This is a genomic window from Sporolactobacillus sp. STSJ-5 (genome assembly GCF_024385605.1).
GTDB lineage: Bacteria > Bacillota > Bacilli > Bacillales > Sporolactobacillaceae > Sporolactobacillus.
Genome location: NZ_JANFOJ010000002.1, coordinates 129,788 through 150,971 on the forward strand (window position 1 = coordinate 129,788; position 21,184 = coordinate 150,971).

Below are 21,184 nucleotides of genomic sequence, written 5' to 3' on the forward strand. Positions count from 1 at the left end.
TTAACGAATAAGGAGTCTTGATATGCCTGAAGGTACAATAATTAAAGCATTAAGCGGATTTTATTATGTGAAAAATGGTGATCAGCTGGTTCAATGCCGAGCAAGAGGGGTGTTTCGAAAGCGCGGTGTGAGCCCTCTTGTTGGCGATCATGTTGTTTACGAGGCGGCAAAGCCGACAGACGGTTATATTTTATCGATCAGTAAGCGTAAGAATGTATTGAAACGTCCCCCGATCGCCAACATTGATCAGGCTATTTTGGTGTTTTCCGTCGCGGAACCAGCTTTGGATTGTCAGCTTCTTGACCGTTTTCTTATTTCAATGGAAGCTCATAGAATCGATCCGGTTATTTGCTTCACAAAATGGGATCTCTTGTCTGAAAAAGATATTGAAACATTTCGTTCGCAAATGAGTGTTTATGAAAAGATCGGCTATCCTATTTTGTTTACCTCCAGTCTGAAAAAAGAAGGACTCGCTGAACTCAAGCAGCGCATGGAGAATCGAATCAGTGTTGTCACCGGACAATCCGGTGTCGGTAAATCGACACTTTTAAACTATTTGGGCGATTCCTTAAACATTGAGACTCAAGCGATTTCGCATGCTTTAGGCCGTGGAAAGCACACGACCAGACATGTTGAATTATTGCCGATTTCAATAAATGGCTATGTGGCAGACACTCCGGGATTCAGTTCGTTGGAACTTCCAGATATAGCCCCTTCCGATTTGGAACAATGCTTTCCTGAATTTGACGAATTTAGAGAAGGCTGTCGTTTCAGAGGCTGCATGCATTTGGCCGAACCTGATTGCATGGTAAAGGATGCGGTTTCCAAAGGTAAGATTGATCGCTCGCGGTACGAGCATTATCAAATTTTCTTAGCAGAACTCAATGAGCGTGAACGAACAAAGTATTAACGGTCAAAGTTAATAAGTAAAGAACGGAGGCAGCTGTAATGAAGCTGGCAATTGTTGCAGGAGGTCCGGAATCACTTCTGCCCGATCTGAATGCTCCTGAATATGAGGATTTTGAATGGATCGGCGCTGATCATGGGACAATCGTTTTGTTAAAAAATAGGATTCGACCAATTCGCGCATTTGGTGATTTTGATTCGTTGACTGCAGAAGAACGAACAAAGATTGACAAGGACGGGTTCGAACTTTGTTCCTATCCTCCTGAAAAGGATAAAACAGATTTAGAGCTGGCACTTGACTGGGCGCTTAGTCTGAATCCAGAGCAATGTTATCTGTTCGGGGTGACTGGCGGAAGGATGGATCACGCGCTTGCAAGTATACAATTGCTGATGAAATCGACTGACACTTCTTCTGAACTCGCTATTATTGATAAAAAAAATTGGATCACTTTATTGACTCCAGGCGCATATCCTATAAAGAACAATCCATCATACCGTTATCTTTCATTTCTTGCTTTGACTGAAAAAGTAACCGGGTTGAGTTTGTCATGTGTTAAGTATCCGCTTAATGATGCAGAGCTTCGTCTAGGATCAAGTCTCTGTATCAGCAATGAAACGCATGCTGCCGTTTTTCACGTTTCCTTTTCGCATGGCCTTCTATTGATGATGCGCTGCAGTGATTAACTTGTCTAACGAAACGGTCATAGTTTTCATAATCGCTTCATATATTCTAGAAGCACGTGATAAAGGATGACGGCGCTTGTGACAAGGAGGAGCAGTATAATGAAATTTTATACGATTAAGCTGCCGAAATTTCTGGCAAGTATTGTGAGAGCCCTCCTCGGTTCCTTTAAGAAGGGGTAAATAAACTCACATCATCAAAAAGGGCATCTACAAAGATGTCTTTTTTGATTGGCAAACAAAAAAGCCAATTCCCTAAAAGGGCTTGGCTTTTTTGTTTCGGTTTCGTGCGAATTAAGTGGTTGATCATGCATTAAGCACGTTCAACTTTACCTGCTTTAAGCGCTTTTGCAGATACATAAACGCGTTTTGGTTTTCCGTCAACAAGGATACGGACTTTTTGCAGATTCGCTTTAAATGTTCTTTTCGATTTATTTTCAGCAAATGAACGGTTCTGACCGAACTTCGTTGTTTTGCCGGTAACAAAGCATCGACGTCCCATATAGATGACCTCCTTGACCATGCAATTCATTAACGCAATAACTCTATACTAACACGTACGAACGTGACACGCAACTAGAGATCGCAGAAAATTGATTGGGTCAAATGGTACATGCACATGCATGACTTTAAAATTAGGGAAAGCTAGTGTAAAATAACGATAAGTCGAATAAGATTACGGATAGAAGAGAAGAAGAATAAGATTGACTGTCCCTATAAAAAAATTAATAGAATTTCACTTGGGAGGTTTTACAAATGACTGTATCTATAACGAACACCTATGGACAAATTGATATTTCAATCGATGTTATTGCAAAAATTGTCGGTGGTGCTGCAATGGATTGCTTTGGTATCGTGGGCATGGCTTCTAAAAATCAATTGAAGGACGGTTTTACCGAGCTGTTGAAGAAAGAGAACTTCAGCCGCGGCGTTGTTGTTCGCTTTGATGAAGATCAGAATTTGCTTATTGATATGTATATCATCGTGAGTTATGGCACCCGTATTTCAGAGGTAGCAGGAAGTGTTCAAACAAAGGTTAAAGAAACTTTAAATGAAATGCTTGGATTGAATGCCGCTTCAATCAATATCTTTGTACAAGGTGTTCGCCTTACGGATGAAGAAGCGTTACCTGAAGATCAATCATTACAAGCATAAGGGGAGTCATGCGACATGAAGTATCGAAGTGTTTTTGATATTATTGGTCCGGTTATGGTTGGACCATCAAGTTCGCATACTGCCGGTGCGGCGAAAATTGGGCGAATGGCCAGAAAACTGCTCGGTGTCATGCCGGAGCATGTGAAAATAACTTTGTACGGTTCCTTTGCTGAAACATACAAGGGCCACGGAACGGATGTGGCAATTGTTGCCGGATTGCTGGATTTTAATGAAAGTAATGCAAATTTGCCTGATTCAATTAAAATTGCGCAGCAAAAGGGAATGGACGTGCAATTTAGTGTGGATAAGGAAACACAGGTGGAGCAGCCGAACACAGCGCGAATTCATTTATCAGCAGGTGATCAAAGCCTTGAATTAGTCGGCGTTTCCATAGGCGGCGGGAAAATTGAGATTACAGAAGTCAACGGCTTTTCTATTTCTCTATCCGGAAGCAATCCTGCACTCCTTATCCTTCATCATGACAAATATGGGGCTGTTGCTGAGGTTGCTGTGCTGATTGCCAAATACGAGCTGAACATTTCCTATATGGAGGTTTCACGACAGGAAAAGGGACAGCTTGCGCTTATGGTGATTCAAACCGATGAAGAAATCAGCGATGGGCTTGCTGCAGAAATTTCAGGACTTCCTAATATACTCAATGTTGCAGTATTAGCTTAATCAAGTATCTTCCGGAAAAGAGGTGTCTTTATGTTTCAATCAATTGAAGAGTTAGTAAACATCGCGAACAGCCGCAATTTGCCTATCTATGAAGTAATGATTCAAACGGAGATAGAAACGACGGGTAACAAGCGTGATCAGATTATTGAAAAAATGTCTGGCCAGTTGAACGTCATGGAACAGGCTGTCCAAAGAGGAATTCATGAAGACATTAAGTCACGCTCGGGACTATCGGGAGGAGATGCCCGTCTTCTGCAGAGTTATTTGGAAAATGGTGACACATTATCAGGTTCGGTACTGCTTGACGCTGTAAGTAAAGCAATGGCGACGAATGAAGTAAACGCAGCAATGGGGACAATTTGCGCGACACCGACGGCAGGATCTGCCGGCGTGGTTCCCGGCGTACTGTTTGGTTTGAAGCATAAACTGAAACCGAGCAGAGAAGAGATGATTCACTTCCTTTTCACAGCCGGTGCATTTGGCTTCGTTATTGCTAATAATGCTTCCATTTCCGGGGCAGCAGGTGGCTGTCAAGCAGAAGTTGGATCTGCTACCGGTATGGCTGCAGCGGCGGCAGTTGAAATGGCAGGCGGCACTCCTGAACAGTCGGCGCATGCAATGGCGATGGCGCTGGGCAACATGCTTGGCTTGATTTGTGACCCCGTTGCCGGGCTGGTTGAAGCTCCTTGCGTGAAACGTAATGCAATTGGCGCTTCAAGCGCACTTGTTGCTGCTGACATGGCCCTTGCCGGAATTAAGAGTATCATTCCTTGTGACGAGGTTATCGATGCAATGTATCGAGTGGGACGCATGATGCCTCCTGCTTTAAGAGAGACCGCGCTCGGCGGACTTGCTGATACTAAGACTGGACGTGAGCTGAAAAAACGAATATTTGGAACGGATGATCAATTGTCCGTGACTGAAGAAAAATGATGAACACTACTTTGCGTTTTCCAATTACGGAACTAAGAGGCGTTGGCCCGAAGCTGGCAGAGGACTTGGAGCAGCTTGGAATAACAACCATTGACGACCTTTTTGCCCATTATCCATATCGTTATGAGAACTATGAGTTAAGAGACTTGGCGAGTGCTCAGGACCAGGAACAGGTTACAATTATGGGGAAAGTGCAAAGTGAGCCGTTACTTAATTATTACGGGAAGAAAAAGTCACGCTTGACTGTGCGTGTGCTGTCCGGCAGTTATTTAATAACCGTTATATTATTCAATCGGCCTTATTTAAAACGAAGTTTGAAACTTGGCGACATCGTTACGGTAACAGGAAAGTGGGATCGAAATCGTGCAACGTTGACTTCAACTGATTTTCATAAAGGACAGCCGGATCAAGAAGCACAATGGGCACCGGTTTATTCTGTGTGCGCAGGTGTTTCGGTTAGAAAACTTAGGAGCCTGATCAATCAGGCATTTAATCGTTTTCCCAATTATATAGAAGAAGATCTACCCCATGAATTGCTTTCGGCTTACAAACTCGTTGGCAAAAGACAAGCGGTTTATACAATACATATTCCGAAAGATCAGGCTCAACTTCATCAAGCGAGAAGACGGCTTGTTTATGAAGAATTCTTAAATTATCAATTAAAATTGCAAGCTTATAAGCAAATAAGACGTTCATCGTCCAAAGGAATCCGAATTTCTGCGGATCGTGAAAACGTCCGACGGTTTATTAGCTTGCTTCCTTTTTCATTGACACAAGCACAAAATCGAGTAGTCGACGAAATTTTAACAGACATGGATTCTGACTCGCCAATGAACCGACTTCTTCAAGGTGATGTTGGCTCCGGAAAAACGGTGATTGCGGCGATTGCGTTGTACACGGCAGTAAGCGCCGGCTATCAAGGTGCGCTGATGGCTCCTACAGAAATACTTGCGCAGCAGCATGCTGAAAATCTTGATGAATTATTTCGCCCTTTTAATATATCTGTCGGATTGCTGACTGGAAGCGTGCGTGGTACTAAAAGAAAGATATTGCTTGATCAGCTGCTTCATGGTCATATTCAAATTCTGATTGGTACCCACGCTTTGATTCAACCTGAAGTTGAGTTTAAACAACTCGGGCTGGTGGTAACCGATGAACAGCATCGTTTTGGCGTTCGTCAGCGTGGTGCGTTGCGGTTGAAAGGAAAAGAGCCGGATGTATTGTATATGACCGCTACTCCGATTCCGCGCACCTTGGCACTTTCTGTTTTTGGAGATATGGATGTGTCTACAATTGACGAACTTCCTGGCGGCAGAAAGAAAATTAAGACCTATTGGGTACAGGAAAATGCGATTGGCCGTATCATAACTTTTATGAGAAAAGAACTTGATCAAGGAAGACAAGCCTATGTCATTTGTCCTTTGATTGAGGAATCTGAACAGCTTGACGTTCAAAATGCTCTTGATGTTCATGCGCAGCTTTCTCAAGCACTTCCCGGTTACAAGGTCGCCTTGATGCATGGCAAATTAACTCCTGAAGAGAAAGATCAGGTTATGGATTCTTTTAAAAGGAGAGAGGCCCAAGTACTTGTATCAACCACAGTTGTTGAGGTAGGTGTCAACGTTCCTAATGCATCGTTGATGATCATTTACGATGCAGATCGATTCGGCTTGTCCCAGCTGCATCAACTGCGTGGTCGTGTAGGAAGAGGCAGCGATCAATCTTATTGTGTTCTTCTTGCAGATGCCAAGTCGGAAACGAGCAGAGAAAAAATGCGAATGATGACAGAGACCACGGATGGTTTTAAATTGTCTGGATACGATCTTAAGCTTCGCGGACCCGGAGACTTTTTTGGTAAAAAGCAAAGCGGTTTGCCCACTTTTAAGCTCGCTGACATGATTCATGATTACCGAACATTAGCTACTGCGCGAGACGATGCGGCACGGCTTGTTCGGGATCCGCAATTCTGGCGTGACGAACGTTACACAGGACTGCGCGAGCCATTAACAGAATCAGGATTGACTAAGCTCCTTCATTTAGATTGAAATGAAACCAAAAAACTTGCGCCGCGTATGTTATGAGTCGATGATTTAGCACCTTGTTTTGTCTGTGCGCCTCTGCCCTACCCGCGATAGATAAGTTATGATATACTAACTATTATTACCTAGTCTTAAAAAGAAGATGTTTAGTATTCATGATGAACATAAAACGGCGGTGTCCAGTTTATGAGAAAAAGCAAAAAAGACAGACAAGCATCTCTGAAACAAACGATCGACGATAATCCGTTTATTACGGATGACGAACTGGCAAAGAAATTCACGGTTAGTGTTCAGACGATTCGACTTGATCGTTTGGAATTATCTATTCCGGAGTTGCGAGAACGGATCAAACATGTGGCAAAGAGGCAATTTGATGACGTCAAAGCCCTTCACAAAGAAGAAGTGATTGGTGATATTCTTGATCTTCAGTTGGATATCAGTGCAATTTCTATCCTAGAAATAACACCGGATTTTGTTTTTTCAAGGACAGGAATTGCTCGCGGGCATCACTTGTTTGCACAAGCGAATTCGCTCGCTGTAGCCGTAATCAACGATGATCTCGCTCTGACTTCGAAAGCTGAGATCCAATTCATCCGGCCTGTCAAGTCAGGTGAACGAGTGGTCGCAAAAGCAAAGGTTTTGCGCAAGGAGCGTGTACGTACCGTCGTTGAAGTGGATAGTTATTCAGGGCATGATCATGTTTTTAAGGGCGTATTTACCATGTACCGTGCTCATGGAGGAAAAGATAAATCAGAAGTGTAAACGGCGGCAGAAAGCCGTCTGATTTGCTTCAAACAGTGGTAATTCGATATGTTGCGGAGGTTGATGTATTTTGAGTAAGATTGCATTTGTTTTCCCCGGACAAGGTTCTCAAACAGTCGGCATGGGTGCTGATCTGATTGCTACCTATCCTGAAGCCAAAAAAATGTTCGAAACGGCGGACAATCGCTTGTCATTCTCCTTGACCGAACTGGTTATGAACGGTCCAGAGGAAGTACTAAAAAAAACAGAAAACACGCAGCCTGCGCTTTTGACAGTAAGTGCCGTGCTCTGTGCGTTGCTGGAAAAACAAGGGGTTAAGCCGGATTATTTGGCTGGCCACAGTCTTGGTGAATATAGTGCATTATATGCGGCGGGTGTCCTCGGATTTGAGGATGCCGTTTACGCAGTTCGTGAACGAGGCTTGCTCATGGAGGCTGCCGTTCCGGCAGGAAAAGGAACGATGGCAGCTGTCCTTGGATTGGATGCAGATCAATTGAAGGAAATTTGCACTGCCATTTCAGAACAGGGCGAATCCGTGCAAACGGCAAACATTAATTGCCCGGGACAAATTGTTATTTCTGGAACCGTTGAAGGTGTTGAGAAAGCTTCAAAACGTGCAGAGGAAGCGGGAGCACGACGTGTCGTACCCCTTTCTGTGAGCGGACCATTTCATTCTTCATTGATGAAACCCGCGGCTGAAAAAATGCGGGAAGTTCTTGATGCACTGCCCGTTAAAAATGCCGTTGTTCCTATAATTGCCAACAGCACGGCGCAAGAAGAAGCAACCGCTGAAGACATTCGTGATCATCTAATTGAACAGCTGTATTCACCGGTTCGTTGGACTGAATCTGTGGAACGGCTGACGCAGCTTGGTGTAGACACTTTTGTTGAAGTTGGTCCAGGAAAGGTGCTCTCGGGATTAATTCGAAAGATTAATCGCAAGCTAACGGTTTATCAAGTTAATGATGCGAAGAGTCTGCTTGATGTGTCTGAAAAACTGAAGGGGCGTGTATAATAGAATGGGACTGGATGGAAAAACAGCATTGGTTACCGGTGCTTCCAGAGGAATCGGCCGCGCTATTGCCATTAAACTGGCTCGGCTTGGCGCATCCGTGATCGTCAACTATTCAGGCAATAAAACGCGTGCGGAGGATACAGTTGCAGAAATTGAATCTGCGGGCGGCAAAGCGCTTATCTGGCAATGTGATGTTTCAGACGAAACTGCAGTGCAAGCCATGATTAAAAAATCGATTGAGCAGTTTGGCCATATTGACATTGTTGTCAACAATGCAGGAATTACGCGTGACGGACTGCTCATGCGTATGAAAGAAGAGGACTGGGACGCAGTTCTGAATACAAACCTTAAAGGAGTCTTTTTAGTTACCAAAGCTGCGCTTCGTCCAATGATGCGTCAGAAGGCAGGCAGAATCATTAATGTGGCATCGGTAGTCGGTCTTTTGGGCAACTCTGGACAAGCGAATTATGTAGCTGCCAAAGCTGGAGTGATTGGACTAACGAAGGCTACCGCCCGGGAAGTTGCATCTCGGGGGATAACCGTTAACGCTGTTGCTCCGGGATTTATTATTACTGATATGACCGACCAGCTTTCGGAAGAAATTAAGGATAAAATGAAACAAGATATTCCACTTGGACAATTAGGTGCACCAGATGACGTAGCAAATGCTGTTGCATTCCTTGCTTCTGACGATAGCAAGTACATGACCGGACAAACATTAAGTATTGACGGCGGAATGTCAATGCAATAAAATGATTGAGGTACGCTTAAAGAGAGTTTCATTAAGTGAGACGGGTAGTTCATCAGTTTCTCACTGCGAAAGCTTTTCAGGGCGTTGTGCCCACTCCTTTTACGGAGAGCTAAAAAAATGTAAATGCCCTCGAGAGGAGGTGACGACATGGCAGATGAAGATGTTTTGACACGTGTCAAGAAAATCGTTGTCGACCGATTAGGCGTAGATGAAGCAGACGTTAAACTGGAAGCTTCATTTAAAGAAGATTTGGACGCAGATTCTCTTGATATTGTAGAACTTGTCATGGAACTTGAAGACGAATTTAATTTGGAAATCTCCGATGAAGATGCGGAAAAGATTCAAAGCGTTGGTGACGTCGTATCTTACATAGAGAGCCATAAATCCTGACATTCTAACCATGAGTCCCGTTTTTATAAATCCGTTTATAAGGACGGGGCTTCTTATTATTTTCGGAAGTTATGGAAAAAATGGATTTTGGTTTCTTAGTTAGCGGAGGTGAAACGTGTGCCAAGTTCAAAAAAGATGCAAGATCAGGAAAAAGAAGTAACTGAAAGGCTTCATCATTTTCTTGATGATTTTTCATTCTCATTTCAAAATGAAGACTTATTAAAGCAAGCATTTACCCATTCATCTTATGTGAATGAGCACCGTCGTGCGTCACAAGACGATTATGAGCGACTTGAATTTCTTGGGGATGCTGTTCTTGAGTTATTGATCTCTCAATATCTTTTCAAACATTATCCGGATCTTACTGAGGGAGACATGACAAAGCTGCGTGCGGCCATTGTGTGTGAAGGCGGATTATTTCAATTTGCGTCATCGCTGTCTTTCGAGGATAAGATTTTTCTTGGACGCGGGGAAGAGGTAACCGGCGGACGAAAGCGTCCATCGCTTCTAGCGGATGTCTTTGAAGCGTTTATCGGCGCTCTGTATCTCGATCAGGGATTGACTGAAGTCGAGCGATTCCTAAAAATAGTTGTTTATCCGAGAATTAACGACGGCACTTTTTCCCATGTGATGGATTACAAAAGCCAATTGCAAGAGACAATTCAGAGGAGAAATCTGGGTGAACTGGATTATGAGCTGTTGTCCGAAAAAGGACCGGCACATCATCGCGAGTTTACGTCAAATGTATTGCTGAATGGTGAAATCGTCGGTATGGGCAAAGGACATTCGAAAAAAGATTCGGAGCAAAGTGCGGCATGCAAAGCGCTTAAGAATCTTGCCGAGTAACAAAAGCAGCCGGGCGCTCTCGGCTGTTTTTGTTACTCGTTTTGTGGTTTATTCATGATGTGCAAAATCAGGCTTAACCATGAATTTAATCAAGGTGAATTATAGAAGGGTAAGAAACGGAGGGATCGGGATGTTCCTCAAGCGATTGGATGTCTCAGGCTTTAAATCATTTGCCAACAAAACATCTGTTGAATTTGTTCCGGGAGTTACTGCGGTTGTCGGTCCGAACGGAAGCGGTAAAAGCAATATCACAGAAGCTATTCGCTGGGTACTCGGGGAACAATCGGCCAAATCGCTGCGCGGATCCAAGATGGAAGATATTATTTTCTCGGGAAGTGATGCGAAAAAGGCAGTCAATATGGCTGAAGTGACGCTCACGCTGGACAACAGCGATCACTACATATCAATGGATTTCAGCGAAATCAGCGTCACACGACGTGTGTTTCGTTCCGGGGAAAGCGAATTCCAACTCAATAAACAAAACTGTCGGTTAAAAGATATCGTTGATTTGTTTATGGATTCCGGACTGGGCAAAGAGGCATATTCGGTTATTGGTCAGGGAAAAATCGATGAGATTCTGAATAGTAAAGCAGAAGATAAACGGAAAATTTTTGAGGAAGCATCAGGTGTCCTCAAATATAAATTACGCAAGCAGGCTGCTGAAAAGCAGCTGAATGATTCCGAAGACAGCTTAAATCGTGTTGAAGATATTCTGCATGAGTTGGACGATCGGCTTGAGCCGCTTGAGAAGCAGGCGTCAATTGCCAAAGATTTTTTAGAGAAAAAAAGCGAACTAGAGGAAGTGGACATTGCACTGCTTGCTCATGATATCGATGAAGTTCATAGTCAATGGGAGCTTGCGAAAAATCAGGTAGATGAACTGAACCAATTAAAAATAGAATTATCCGATAAAGTGAATACCAGTGAGCATGATTATCGGCAACATCGTTCAGCACTTGAAGAATTGGACCATTTAATTGAAAAAAGGCAGACTGAATGGGCAGAATCTGCTGAGAAACTGGAAAAATTGTTAGGCAGAAAGCAAGTCATAGAGGAACGACACAAGCATGCACAAAGCAGTGCTGATGAACTGAGAGAACGTATCGCACACTTGGAACATCAATTGAACGAGGAACGGCAAGTACTTGATCAGGCACTTGCCAACAGTAAATCGGAGCGTATCTTTTTGACGCAATTGCAGCAGAATCTAGTGAAAAAACAAAATGAGTATCATAGTTTTGAACAGAATTTAGATGAACTGATTGAAAAGCTTAAAGGCGAATACATCGAGATCTTAAATCAACAAGCCTCCATGCGCAACGAGCAGCATTATCTATCTGATCAGGCAAAAACCTTGGAATTGAAGAAAACGCGCATTCAATCAAACACAGTAGAAATACAGACATCTGCAGAAGAGGCCGGCAAGAGAAAGCAAATACTTACGGCTAAATTGGAAGCGCTGGCTAGTGAAGGCAAACGTCTGAAGGACCGCTATGATAAGCTCCGTACCCGATTGGAAGAGGGAAGAGAACGCTATACTAAAGAAAAAGATGCTGTAAATAAAATCAGCAATTATATTGAACAAGCGCGATCAAGAAAAGAATTGCTGGAATCTCTTAAAGAAGATTATGCCGGCTATTATCAAGGCGTTAAGGTTATTTTAAAAAATCGAAAAAGACTGTCCGGAATTCACGGTGCGGTCGCTGAACTCATTCAGGTGAATAAAGAGTACGGCACGGCAATTGAAACAGCTCTTGGCGCCTCTTCCCAGCATGTGATTGTTTCTGATGAATCTGCCGGCAGGCAGGCGATTCAATTTTTACGGCAAAACAAAGCCGGTCGCGCAACTTTCCTGCCCATTTCTGTTATTCGGCCGAAGGCAATTGCTTCATCAGAACGCAATCGTCTTCAATCAAATTCAGCTTTTATTGGTGCAGGATCTGAATTACTGACATGCGATCCTCATTATAAACCCATAGTTGATTTTTTACTGGGTTCTGTGATCATTGCAAAGAATTTGGAGGGTGCAAATGAACTTGCACGTCAAGTGAACTATCGGTATCGAATCGTTACTTTAGCAGGAGATGTTGTAGCTCCTGGTGGTGCCATGACTGGAGGCAGCACGAAGCAGCAGCAAACAAGTCTGATCAGCCGAAGTACCGAAATTGAAGAATTGAGCCGGCAAATCGACGAGATGCAAGAAAAAAGAAAGCAGCTGCAAATCGATTTCTCCAATTTAAAGAATCAGATTGCAGCAGACGAGTTGGAATCCGATTCAGCACGCAAATCTGTGGAGGAGGCGCTTAATCAGTACCGCAGCATCGAAACACAAAAAAGAGATGCAGAAACTGAAGAAAAAGCAAGTCTTGATAAGTATCATTTATTGACAAGGGAAAATGGTGATTTCAGCACAGAGCAGAAAAAAATTGCAGAACGGTTGCGGATTATCGATGCTGATGTTTCGAAGAATGAAGAACGCGGTAAAGCTCTGACAGATCAAATTGAAAGCTTAACGAAAAATCGAAAAGATATCGATTCTTCAAAACAAGAGATTCAGTCGGAGATAACAGCACTTAAGGTCCAAATCGCAGAACAGAGCCAGATTACTGCGCATCAACAAGAAAAAGCAGATCAATCAAAACGACGGGTCGGTGAACTAAAAGAATCACTCGATACGCTTCGTTCTTCTGCTGACGGGATCGGCTTTGAGATTGAGAACCAGAATGATAATGCGGAGAAGCTGGATCAGCTCATTGAAGAAGCAAAGACGTATAAAGAAACGACTATGACGGAATTGATGGAAATGCGTGATTCCCGGCGAAATAAGCAAAAGGCCTTGGCGGAGGAAGAGACACTCATGTCACAAGACCGTACAGAATTAACCAGGATCAGCAACTTGTATCAAGAGAAAAACGTTCTTCTTGGGCGAATGGATGTTCAGCTCGATCATCTTTTAGACACACTAAGAGAAGACTATGAACTGACCATTGAAGCGGCAAGAGACAAGTACAAACTAAATATGGATGTTGACGAAGCACGAAAAAAAGTCAAATTAATAAAATTGGCTATCGAAGAACTCGGGACCGTTAATGTAGGCGCGATTGAAGAATATGAAAATGTTCTTGAACGCGAACAATTTCTCTCTGCACAGCGGGCAGATTTGTTAAAAGCACGCGAAACACTTAACCATGTTATGTCGGAAATGGATCAAGTGGTCGAGCAGCGATTTACTGAGACATTCAATAAAATAAGAACCCATTTTCAAACGGTTTTTCAAGAACTGTTCGGTGGGGGACGTGCCGATTTGCAGCTCATTGAACCAGATGACATGCTCACGAGTGGTGTAGATATTCTTGCAGAACCGCCCGGAAAGAAGCTTCAGCGGCTCTCTCTTCTATCCGGCGGAGAGCGTGCGCTGACGGCGATCGCACTGCTCTTTGCTATTCTGAAAGTGCGCCCAGTTCCATTTTGCGTCCTTGATGAAGTGGAAGCTGCTCTTGATGACGCAAATGTTGACCGTTACGCGGCCTTCTTGAAAAAATTCAGCCTTGATACGCAATTTATTGTTGTGACTCACAGGCATGGAACTATGGAACGATCTGACGTCCTTTATGGGGTCACCATGCAGGAATCAGGAGTTTCCCGCCTTGTGTCTGTGAGACTGGAAGAGACGGAAGATTTATTGACCGCAGGTAACGTTTAATAAGCAGCAATCTAAAGAATAATTTACAGACAAGGAGGAAACACCATGAATTTTTTTAATAAGCTGAAGAACCGTATCACCGGCAGCACGACTGCGGTTACTGATAAATTCAAAGACGGCTTGTCCAAAACAAGACAGTCATTTGCAGAGGGCATGAACAATTTGGTCAAGCGCTACCGGAAGGTTGACGAAGATTTTTTTGATGAATTGGAAGAACTGCTGATTGAATCTGATGTTGGAATGACCACCGTAATGGATCTGGTTGATCGGTTAAAAGATGAATCGCGTACGAGAAACATTAAGGATACGGCAATGTTAAAAGACGTGATTGTTGAGGTTCTTTCTGAATTTCTTACTAAAAGCAAGGAAGAAACAAAACTTAATATAAATCCTTCCGGACTTACCGTTATTCTTATGGTTGGTGTAAATGGTGCGGGTAAAACGACGACCATAGGAAAACTCGCCGGTAGACTTAAAAATGAAGGAAAGACAGTACTGCTTGCAGCGGCAGACACATTCAGAGCAGGCGCGATTGATCAGCTGCAGGTTTGGGGCGATCGTACGGGTGTTGATGTGATTAAGCATCAAGAAGGATCAGATCCTGCTTCAGTCGTCTTTGATGCCATGCAAGCTGCAAAGTCGCGCAAGGTGGATGTTCTGCTTTGTGACACAGCAGGAAGGCTTCAAAATAAAGTTAATTTAATGAAAGAACTTGAGAAAATCAAACGTGTGATCACTCGCGAATGTCCGGGTGCGCCGCAGGAGGTTTTGCTAGTTCTGGATGCAACGACAGGACAGAATGCGCTTAACCAAGCGAAATTATTTCGGCAAGCGTCAGAGGTTACAGGTATTGTTCTTACAAAACTGGATGGAACGGCGAAAGGCGGTATTGTGCTTGGTATCCGCAATGAACTGAACATTCCTGTTAAATTTGTTGGACTGGGTGAACAATTGAATGATCTTCAGGCTTTTGATGCGGATGCATTTATTTATGGACTGTTTTCTGAACTTTTTCAGGCCGACGATGAAGCGTCCCAATCGGAATAAAATGTGTATAGCACGGACTAACATTCGTTGCTAAGGAAAAAACTTGACACACAAAGAAAAAAAAAGTAATATTTAATCTGTAAAGTAAAATGCCTTTACAGCCAAGGGGATTTGCTATGCTTGAGAAGGTTTTGAGAGTTAACGCCCTATACGATTTTTATCAGCTGCTTCTCACCCCAAAACAGCAAGAGTATCTGAATCTTTACTATCTTAATGATTTTTCTCTTGGTGAAATTGCGGAAAGAAAACAAGTTACAAGACAAGCTGTTTATGATAACCTCAAACGTGCTGAGAACGCTCTTGAAGCGTTTGAAGAAAGGTTAGGGCTTTTTCGTAAATATGAAGTCAGGCTTTCTGTTATTTCGAAAATGAGGGAATTGGCTGGTCATTTGAATAGTAAAGAAAGCCAAAAACTAGATTCTTTTATTGATGAATTAGAGAATTTAGATTAGGAAGTGAGAAGTATGGCATTTGAAAGTCTGTCGGACAGATTACAGGCGACGATGAAAAAGATTCGCGGCAGAGGCAAGGTGACCGAGGCCGATGTCAAACAGATGACGCGAGAGATTCGCTTGGCACTTCTTGAAGCGGATGTTAATTTTAAAGTCGTAAAATCGTTTGTTAAAAGCGTTCAGGAACGTGCAGTTGGTCAGGAAGTTCTAAAAAGCCTTACTCCCGGACAGCAGATTATTAAGGTTGTTCAGGAAGAATTGACCGAGCTGATGGGTGGAGAGCAAACAAAACTTAATCTCGCTCTGAAGCCGCCGACCGTTTTGCTGTTTGTCGGGTTGCAGGGCGCTGGTAAAACAACGTCTGCTGCAAAACTTGCCAATTATATTCGAAAAACCCATAATAAGAATCCACTGATGATTGCTGCGGATATTTATCGTCCTGCTGCAATTAAACAGTTGCAAACTTTGGGCGGACAACTGAATATACCCGTTTTTTCACTTGGTGATCAGGTCAGTCCGGTGGAAATTGTGCGTCAGGGACTGGAGCAGGCGAAGACGGATCATCACGATTTAGTATTGATTGACACCGCAGGTCGGCTTCATATTGATGAAGGACTGATGGACGAACTTGATCAGATCAAAGCAGTCAGTCATCCGGACGAGATCTTTTTGGTTGTTGACGCAATGACCGGACAGGATGCAGTCAATGTCGCAACTGCGTTTAATGATCGACTGGATTTGACCGGTGTTATCATGACCAAGCTCGATGGCGACACAAGAGGCGGCGCTGCATTGTCTGTTCGTTCCGTAACGGGAACACCTATTAAATTCGTCGGCATGGGCGAGAAGATGGATGCCCTTGAGCCATTCCATCCGGATCGCATGGCTTCGAGAATTTTAGGAATGGGTGATGTACTTTCTCTGATTGAGAAAGCACAAGCAACAATTGATGAAGAGAAAGCGCGTGATATGCAGCAAAAGTTGCTTTCCGTCAGCTTTACTCTTGATGATTTTCTGGATCAAATCGGTCAGATTCGAAGTATGGGTCCACTCGAAGATTTACTTGCAATGATGCCTGGAGCGAACAAGTTCAAGGGCATGAAAAATATGCAAATCGACGAGAAGAAAATTGGCCAGACCGAAGCGATCATTCGATCGATGACTTCCCAGGAAAAAACGGATCCGGATGTCATTAATGCAAGTAGAAAGAAGCGCATTGCTCTTGGCAGCGGGACATCGGTCGCCGACGTCAACCGGTTGCTGAAACAGTTCAAGGACATGAAAAAAATGATGAAACAGTTTATGGGCAAGGCAAAAGGCAAAAAGCGAAATCCATTTAATTTACCATTTATGTAAAATCATTAAAAAAGTAGGAGTTGTTTTATTATGTCAGTTAAAATTCGTCTAAAACGTATGGGTGCAAAGAAACGTCCATTTTACAGAGTAGTTGTTGCTGATTCACACGCACCTCGCGATGGCCGTTTCATTGAAGAAATCGGCACATACAATCCGGTTGTCACACCAAAAACATTCACAGTTGACGAAGAAAAAGCGCTTGATTGGCTGCAAAAGGGTGCTCAACCTTCAGATACCGTACGCAACCTGTTCTCCAAGGAAGGCATTATGGAGAAGTTCCATCTTGCTAAACTGCAAAAATAATGACGAGGGGCGGCAGATAAATGGAAGAGTTAATCAAAGCCATTGTATTTCCGCTCGTTGACGATCATACGCATGTTATGATTGAGAAACAAGAAGAATCTGATCATGTGACTTATATACTTGTCGTAGATAAAAAGGATATGGGAAAAGTGATTGGCAGACATGGTCAGGTTGCTGAAGCTGTACGGACGATTGTGTCCGCTGTCGGAAGCGCTGGCGGTGTGCCGACACGATTCTTAATTCGTGAATAATAAAGAAAAAGAGAAGGGGGAGAGATCAGCCCTTCTCTTTTTCACCGTACATAGAGATTTTTTACAGATTGCCAAATGGTAAGGAGGCTGCATAATGACTGAGCAATGGTTTTATGTTGGAAAGATAGTCAATACCCAAGGAATCAAGGGTGAAGTACGTGTTGTCAGCATTACCGATTTTCCGGAAGAACGCTATGCGATTGGCGCAACCTTGTACGTGCGAAACCCAGAGACAGGCACGCACGACCTGCTGAAAGTAAAAACGTATCGCCGTCACAAGCAATTTGACTGCTTGAGTTTTGAGAATTATCCTTCGATTAATGATATAGAAAAATATAAGGGCTGTTCGCTATTTATTCCAAAAGAACAGCTGTCGGAACTGGAACAAGGCGACTTTTATTATCATGAAATCATCGGATTAAAGGTAATCACAGATACTGGACGCGAACTGGGTGAAGTGAAGGAAATCCTGTCTCCCGGTGCGAATGATGTTTGGGTCGTTGATACGGGAGTAAAGGATATCTTAATCCCGTATATTAACGATGTAGTGAAAAATGTCGATGTTGCGCAAAAAAAAGTGATCGTTCACTTGATTCCGGGGTTGGTGGACGATGAAGATTAATATTCTTTCCCTTTTTCCTGAAATGTTTGATGGCGTTCTAAACAGTTCTATTTTGGGGAAGGCAGCCGAGAAAGACGTTGTTTCCTTTAAAATTACGAATTTTAGGGATTTTACGACCAACAAACATAATAAAGTTGATGATTATCCATTTGGAGGCGGAGCCGGAATGGTTCTGATGCCTCAGCCCCTTTTTGATGCGGTTGATGCGGTGCGTCATGAAGAACATACCAAACCGCGTGTTATTTTGACTTCACCGCAAGGAAAGCCCTTTAAGCAGCATGATGCGGAAATGCTCTCCAAAGAAAAAGAACTCATTTTTATTTGTGGGCATTATGAAGGATTTGACGAACGTGTTCCTGAGTTCCTTGTTACGGACGAATATTCCATTGGCGACTTTGTCATGACAGGCGGAGAATTGGCAGCGATGGCAATGATCGACAGCATCGTGCGACTGCTTCCTGGTGTGCTCGGCAATGATACATCGGCAGTGACCGATTCTTTTTCCACAGGATTGCTGGAGCATCCGCATTACACGCGGCCAGCGGATTTTCGTGGCATGAAAGTACCGGAAGTATTGCTTTCGGGAAACCACGAGAAAATCGCTGAATGGCGCCTGAAGGAATCACTCAGGCGTACCTATGAACGTAGGCCTGATTTGTTAAACGGTTATAAATTGACCGAGCAGGAAAAAAGATGGATCAAACAATTTGAGCAAGAAAGTTAACCCTATTAAGCAATTCTTCACTTATTTAAATGCTTGCATGAACACTTTCGATTGTGATATGATAGTCGTTGTGGCAAATGCCAGTGAATACGATGTTCCGCTGCTTTCTTCGGGAAGGTAAGAGCATTTGTACGGAAGGAGGCCATTTTGTTATGTCTAACATTCTTGATGAAATTACTAAAGAACAGTTGCGAACGGATATTCCGGAATTCAGACCTGGTGATACGTTGAAAGTGCACGTGAAGATTACTGAAGGTACACACGAACGTATTCAGGTGTTTGAAGGTGTTGTGATTAAACGTCACGGCAGCGGTATCAGTGCAACCTTTACGGTACGAAAGATTTCTTATGGTGTCGGTGTTGAACGTGCATTCCCGGTTAACTCGCCGAAGATCGACAAGATCGAAGTGGTACGTTACGGTAAAGTTCGTCGCGCGAAACTTTATTATCTGCGTGCTCTGCGTGGTAAGAAAGCACGTATTAAGAGCAGATAATCATAATTGGAAATTGAATGTACACAGCAATGAAGAGGAGGGGCTTGGGATGACCAAGCCTCTCCGATTTTTTATACTATAAGAAAGTTTAAAATTCAGCGGAGTATAGTATAAGCGGTCCGGCAAAACGCCGCGTCCTGCGGCTCACCGGACACTAGGCCATCCATGGCCGTCGCAACTAAGTCTTCGCCTTTTCCGGAGGCTTGGCGAAGCCAAGTTTTCTAATACAAAAAGAAAGAATAAGAGATTAGCGGTCCCTAGTACAAAGAAGACTAAGTTTTTTTGAATACGTTCGAACAAGATAAAGTGAATCAACTCTTAGATTGAAAAAGAAGGGGACAGGAATTATGACCATCCAATGGTATCCGGGACATATGGCGAAAGCAAAGCGCCAAATGATCGAGAAAATTAAGCAAATTGATGTTGTAATTGAGCTTGTGGACAGCAGAATTCCCGCATCGTCAAGAAACCCGCTTGTTGAAGAAATATCATCCGGCAAGCCGAGGCTTCTTGTCATGAATAAAATAGATATGGCAGATCGTCAGGCAACAGCAGAGTGGAAAGACACATTTGAGAACGAGGGTGTAAAAGTCCATCTTGTTAACAGCCAAACTGGACAAGGGGTCTCAACATTACCTGATGCTGTTCATCAATTAACTGCAGATCGACGAAAAAAATTGGAGAGTAAGGGTTTTCGACCTCATGCTGATCGCGCATTAATCTTAGGTATTCCTAATGTCGGCAAATCAACGCTAATTAATCGTTTGGCCGGAAAAAAAATTGCAAAAATCGGTGATCGTCCGGGAGTAACTAAAGCGCAACAATGGATCAAAGTCGGAACAACGATGGAATTGTTGGATACGCCAGGCATACTTTGGCCGAAATTTGATGATCCGCGTGTCGGCCTTTGCCTTGCCGCAACGGGAGCGATTAAAGAAGAATTGCTTGATTTTCAAGAAATCGCGTTGTTTCTATTAAAAACCATGCTGCAGCACTACCGAAATTCGCTGACTAAGCGCTATCAAATAGAGGAACTCCCTGAGTTAAAAGGAACAGAAGAGGATCAACAAATGCTGATCAGTCTTTTTGATGAAATTGGCAAGAAGAGGGGTTGCTTGATGAGCGGCGGATTCATTGATTATGATCGCGTGTCGGAAATCATTATTCGTGATTATCGTAGTCAGAAACTAGGTCCGCTTACTCTTGAATGGCCGCAATGATTTGAATTTAATGCGAAAGTAAAAATAAATTGGACTCTGCCGATATAGATAATAACAGGGGAAATAGATGATGAAACGAACCACAATTGCAGAAATTAAAGAGCGATTATCTGAAACAACTGAGCTGTCTGAGCAAGAAATGCAGCAGCTTAAATCGGATACGCGAATCGGTGTTCGATCCTTGCTTCGTAAATGGGAAGAGCGGAAAGCCCATTTTCAAGAACTTGTCGTTAAATATCATCAAATGAATCGCTTCGAAGATGAACTCAAAAGCGAGGGTGCGCAATGTATCGCAGGCATTGATGAGGCAGGAAGAGGCCCACTGGCAGGACCTGTTGTTGCAGCATGTGTTGTATTGAAGTCGAATGCGATTATTCCCGGAATCAATGATTCCAAGCAATTATCGGCCGGAAAACGGGATTACCTTTACAACCGCATATGCGAGTCAGCGGCTGCATTTGGTGTGGGTATCGTTTCGGCCCATGAAATTGATCAGATCAATATCTATCAAGCTGCTAAAAAAGCAATGGTTCTTGCGGTCGAAAAAATGGAGATGGTTCCAGATCATCTGTTGATTGACGCAATGGAACTACCACTTGATATGCCTCAAACCTCCCTTATTAAAGGAGACGCGCGCAGCAATTCAATTGCCGCTGCGTCTATTCTGGCAAAAGTGACTCGTGATCGGCTGATGTGTGATTTAGATCGGGTGTACCCAGGCTATGATTTTGCCAAACACAAAGGTTATGGAACTCAGGCACATTTGCGGGCAATCGAGCGCTTGGGTACCTGCCCGGAACATCGCATGACATTTGCGCCACTAAAACCCTTAGAAGATGCATGAGAAGGTGATCCT

The 21,184-nt window shown here is 43.4% G+C and carries 24 protein-coding genes; 23 read left to right on the forward strand and 1 reads right to left on the reverse strand.

All coding sequences use genetic code 11. The features are described from left to right. The first annotated feature begins 22 nt into the window (after positions 1-22). The 3 genes from rsgA (at position 23) to spoVM (ending at position 1,770) form a co-directional block, all read left to right on the forward strand. Entirely contained in the window at positions 23-910 is an 888-nt protein-coding gene (gene rsgA, locus NOM01_RS02775) for a ribosome small subunit-dependent GTPase A (RefSeq protein WP_255746202.1), read from the forward strand. 38 nt (positions 911-948) lie between these two features. After that, a complete protein-coding gene (locus NOM01_RS02780) occupies positions 949-1,590 on the forward strand; it encodes a thiamine diphosphokinase (protein ID WP_255746203.1) in 642 nt (213 codons plus the stop codon). A 99-nt stretch (positions 1,591-1,689) separates the two neighbouring features. Next, positions 1,690-1,770, forward strand: a complete 81-nt coding sequence (spoVM, locus tag NOM01_RS02785; RefSeq protein WP_253065084.1) for a stage V sporulation protein SpoVM — start codon at positions 1,690-1,692, stop codon at positions 1,768-1,770. A 130-nt stretch (positions 1,771-1,900) separates the two neighbouring features. Here spoVM and rpmB read toward each other — a convergent pair whose 3' ends face one another. Then, the gene (rpmB, locus tag NOM01_RS02790; RefSeq protein ID WP_255746205.1) at positions 1,901-2,089 is read right to left on the reverse strand and encodes a 50S ribosomal protein L28; all 189 of its coding nucleotides are present in this window, start codon (positions 2,087-2,089) and stop codon (positions 1,901-1,903) included. 254 nt (positions 2,090-2,343) lie between these two features. On the opposite strand from rpmB, the gene NOM01_RS02795 reads away from it, so the two are divergent. From NOM01_RS02795 to NOM01_RS02890, 20 genes are all read left to right on the forward strand, one after another. Next, the gene (locus tag NOM01_RS02795; protein WP_255746206.1) at positions 2,344-2,742 is read left to right on the forward strand and encodes an Asp23/Gls24 family envelope stress response protein; all 399 of its coding nucleotides are present in this window, start codon (positions 2,344-2,346) and stop codon (positions 2,740-2,742) included. 15 nt (positions 2,743-2,757) lie between these two features. Beyond that, positions 2,758-3,420, forward strand: coding sequence for an L-serine ammonia-lyase, iron-sulfur-dependent subunit beta (gene sdaAB, locus NOM01_RS02800; RefSeq protein ID WP_255746207.1), 663 nt, complete (start codon positions 2,758-2,760; stop codon positions 3,418-3,420). Positions 3,421-3,450: 30 nt separating this feature from the next. Further along, on the forward strand, positions 3,451-4,353 hold the full coding sequence (gene sdaAA / locus NOM01_RS02805; RefSeq protein ID WP_255746209.1) for an L-serine ammonia-lyase, iron-sulfur-dependent, subunit alpha: 903 nt from the start codon (positions 3,451-3,453) through the stop codon (positions 4,351-4,353). Next, the gene (gene recG / locus NOM01_RS02810) at positions 4,353-6,398 is read left to right on the forward strand and encodes an ATP-dependent DNA helicase RecG (protein ID WP_255746211.1); all 2,046 of its coding nucleotides are present in this window, start codon (positions 4,353-4,355) and stop codon (positions 6,396-6,398) included. The genes sdaAA and recG overlap by 1 nt, the downstream gene beginning before the upstream one ends. Positions 6,399-6,578: 180 nt before the next feature. Further along, positions 6,579-7,154, forward strand: a complete 576-nt coding sequence (gene fapR, locus NOM01_RS02815) for a transcription factor FapR (protein WP_255746213.1) — start codon at positions 6,579-6,581, stop codon at positions 7,152-7,154. A 70-nt stretch (positions 7,155-7,224) separates the two neighbouring features. Further along, a complete protein-coding gene (gene fabD, locus NOM01_RS02820) occupies positions 7,225-8,169 on the forward strand; it encodes an ACP S-malonyltransferase (protein WP_255746215.1) in 945 nt (314 codons plus the stop codon). A gap of 4 nt (positions 8,170-8,173) precedes the next feature. Further along, complete coding sequence (gene fabG, locus NOM01_RS02825; RefSeq protein WP_255746217.1) at positions 8,174-8,920, forward strand: 3-oxoacyl-[acyl-carrier-protein] reductase; 747 nt, start codon at positions 8,174-8,176, stop codon at positions 8,918-8,920. A gap of 147 nt (positions 8,921-9,067) precedes the next feature. Then, the gene (acpP, locus tag NOM01_RS02830; RefSeq protein ID WP_255746219.1) at positions 9,068-9,310 is read left to right on the forward strand and encodes an acyl carrier protein; all 243 of its coding nucleotides are present in this window, start codon (positions 9,068-9,070) and stop codon (positions 9,308-9,310) included. Between the two features lie 117 nt (positions 9,311-9,427). Next, positions 9,428-10,156, forward strand: coding sequence for a ribonuclease III (gene rnc / locus NOM01_RS02835; RefSeq protein ID WP_255746221.1), 729 nt, complete (start codon positions 9,428-9,430; stop codon positions 10,154-10,156). A 130-nt stretch (positions 10,157-10,286) separates the two neighbouring features. Continuing rightward, positions 10,287-13,859, forward strand: coding sequence for a chromosome segregation protein SMC (gene smc, locus NOM01_RS02840; protein ID WP_255746222.1), 3,573 nt, complete (start codon positions 10,287-10,289; stop codon positions 13,857-13,859). A gap of 45 nt (positions 13,860-13,904) precedes the next feature. Beyond that, positions 13,905-14,906 carry a signal recognition particle-docking protein FtsY gene (ftsY, locus tag NOM01_RS02845; protein ID WP_255746223.1) on the forward strand — a complete coding sequence of 334 codons (1,002 nt, stop codon included), beginning with the start codon at positions 13,905-13,907 and terminating at the stop codon, positions 14,904-14,906. Positions 14,907-15,022: 116 nt separating this feature from the next. After that, complete coding sequence (locus NOM01_RS02850) at positions 15,023-15,358, forward strand: putative DNA-binding protein (protein WP_255746224.1); 336 nt, start codon at positions 15,023-15,025, stop codon at positions 15,356-15,358. 12 nt (positions 15,359-15,370) lie between these two features. Continuing rightward, complete coding sequence (gene ffh / locus NOM01_RS02855; RefSeq protein ID WP_255746225.1) at positions 15,371-16,714, forward strand: signal recognition particle protein; 1,344 nt, start codon at positions 15,371-15,373, stop codon at positions 16,712-16,714. Between the two features lie 30 nt (positions 16,715-16,744). Then, on the forward strand, positions 16,745-17,017 hold the full coding sequence (gene rpsP, locus NOM01_RS02860; RefSeq protein WP_255746226.1) for a 30S ribosomal protein S16: 273 nt from the start codon (positions 16,745-16,747) through the stop codon (positions 17,015-17,017). A 20-nt stretch (positions 17,018-17,037) separates the two neighbouring features. After that, entirely contained in the window at positions 17,038-17,268 is a 231-nt protein-coding gene (locus tag NOM01_RS02865) for a KH domain-containing protein (protein ID WP_255746227.1), read from the forward strand. A gap of 94 nt (positions 17,269-17,362) precedes the next feature. Continuing rightward, on the forward strand, positions 17,363-17,890 hold the full coding sequence (gene rimM, locus NOM01_RS02870) for a ribosome maturation factor RimM (RefSeq protein WP_255746228.1): 528 nt from the start codon (positions 17,363-17,365) through the stop codon (positions 17,888-17,890). Further along, complete coding sequence (gene trmD, locus NOM01_RS02875) at positions 17,880-18,614, forward strand: tRNA (guanosine(37)-N1)-methyltransferase TrmD (protein WP_255746229.1); 735 nt, start codon at positions 17,880-17,882, stop codon at positions 18,612-18,614. Before rimM ends, trmD begins: the two co-directional genes overlap by 11 nt. Positions 18,615-18,766: 152 nt before the next feature. Further along, entirely contained in the window at positions 18,767-19,108 is a 342-nt protein-coding gene (rplS, locus tag NOM01_RS02880) for a 50S ribosomal protein L19 (protein ID WP_255746231.1), read from the forward strand. A gap of 347 nt (positions 19,109-19,455) precedes the next feature. Then, positions 19,456-20,328: a ribosome biogenesis GTPase YlqF gene (gene ylqF / locus NOM01_RS02885; RefSeq protein ID WP_255746232.1), complete on the forward strand. Its 873-nt coding sequence runs from the start codon at positions 19,456-19,458 to the stop codon at positions 20,326-20,328. A 70-nt stretch (positions 20,329-20,398) separates the two neighbouring features. Further along, the gene (locus NOM01_RS02890) at positions 20,399-21,172 is read left to right on the forward strand and encodes a ribonuclease HII (protein WP_255746233.1); all 774 of its coding nucleotides are present in this window, start codon (positions 20,399-20,401) and stop codon (positions 21,170-21,172) included. Positions 21,173-21,184: the final 12 nt, after the last annotated feature.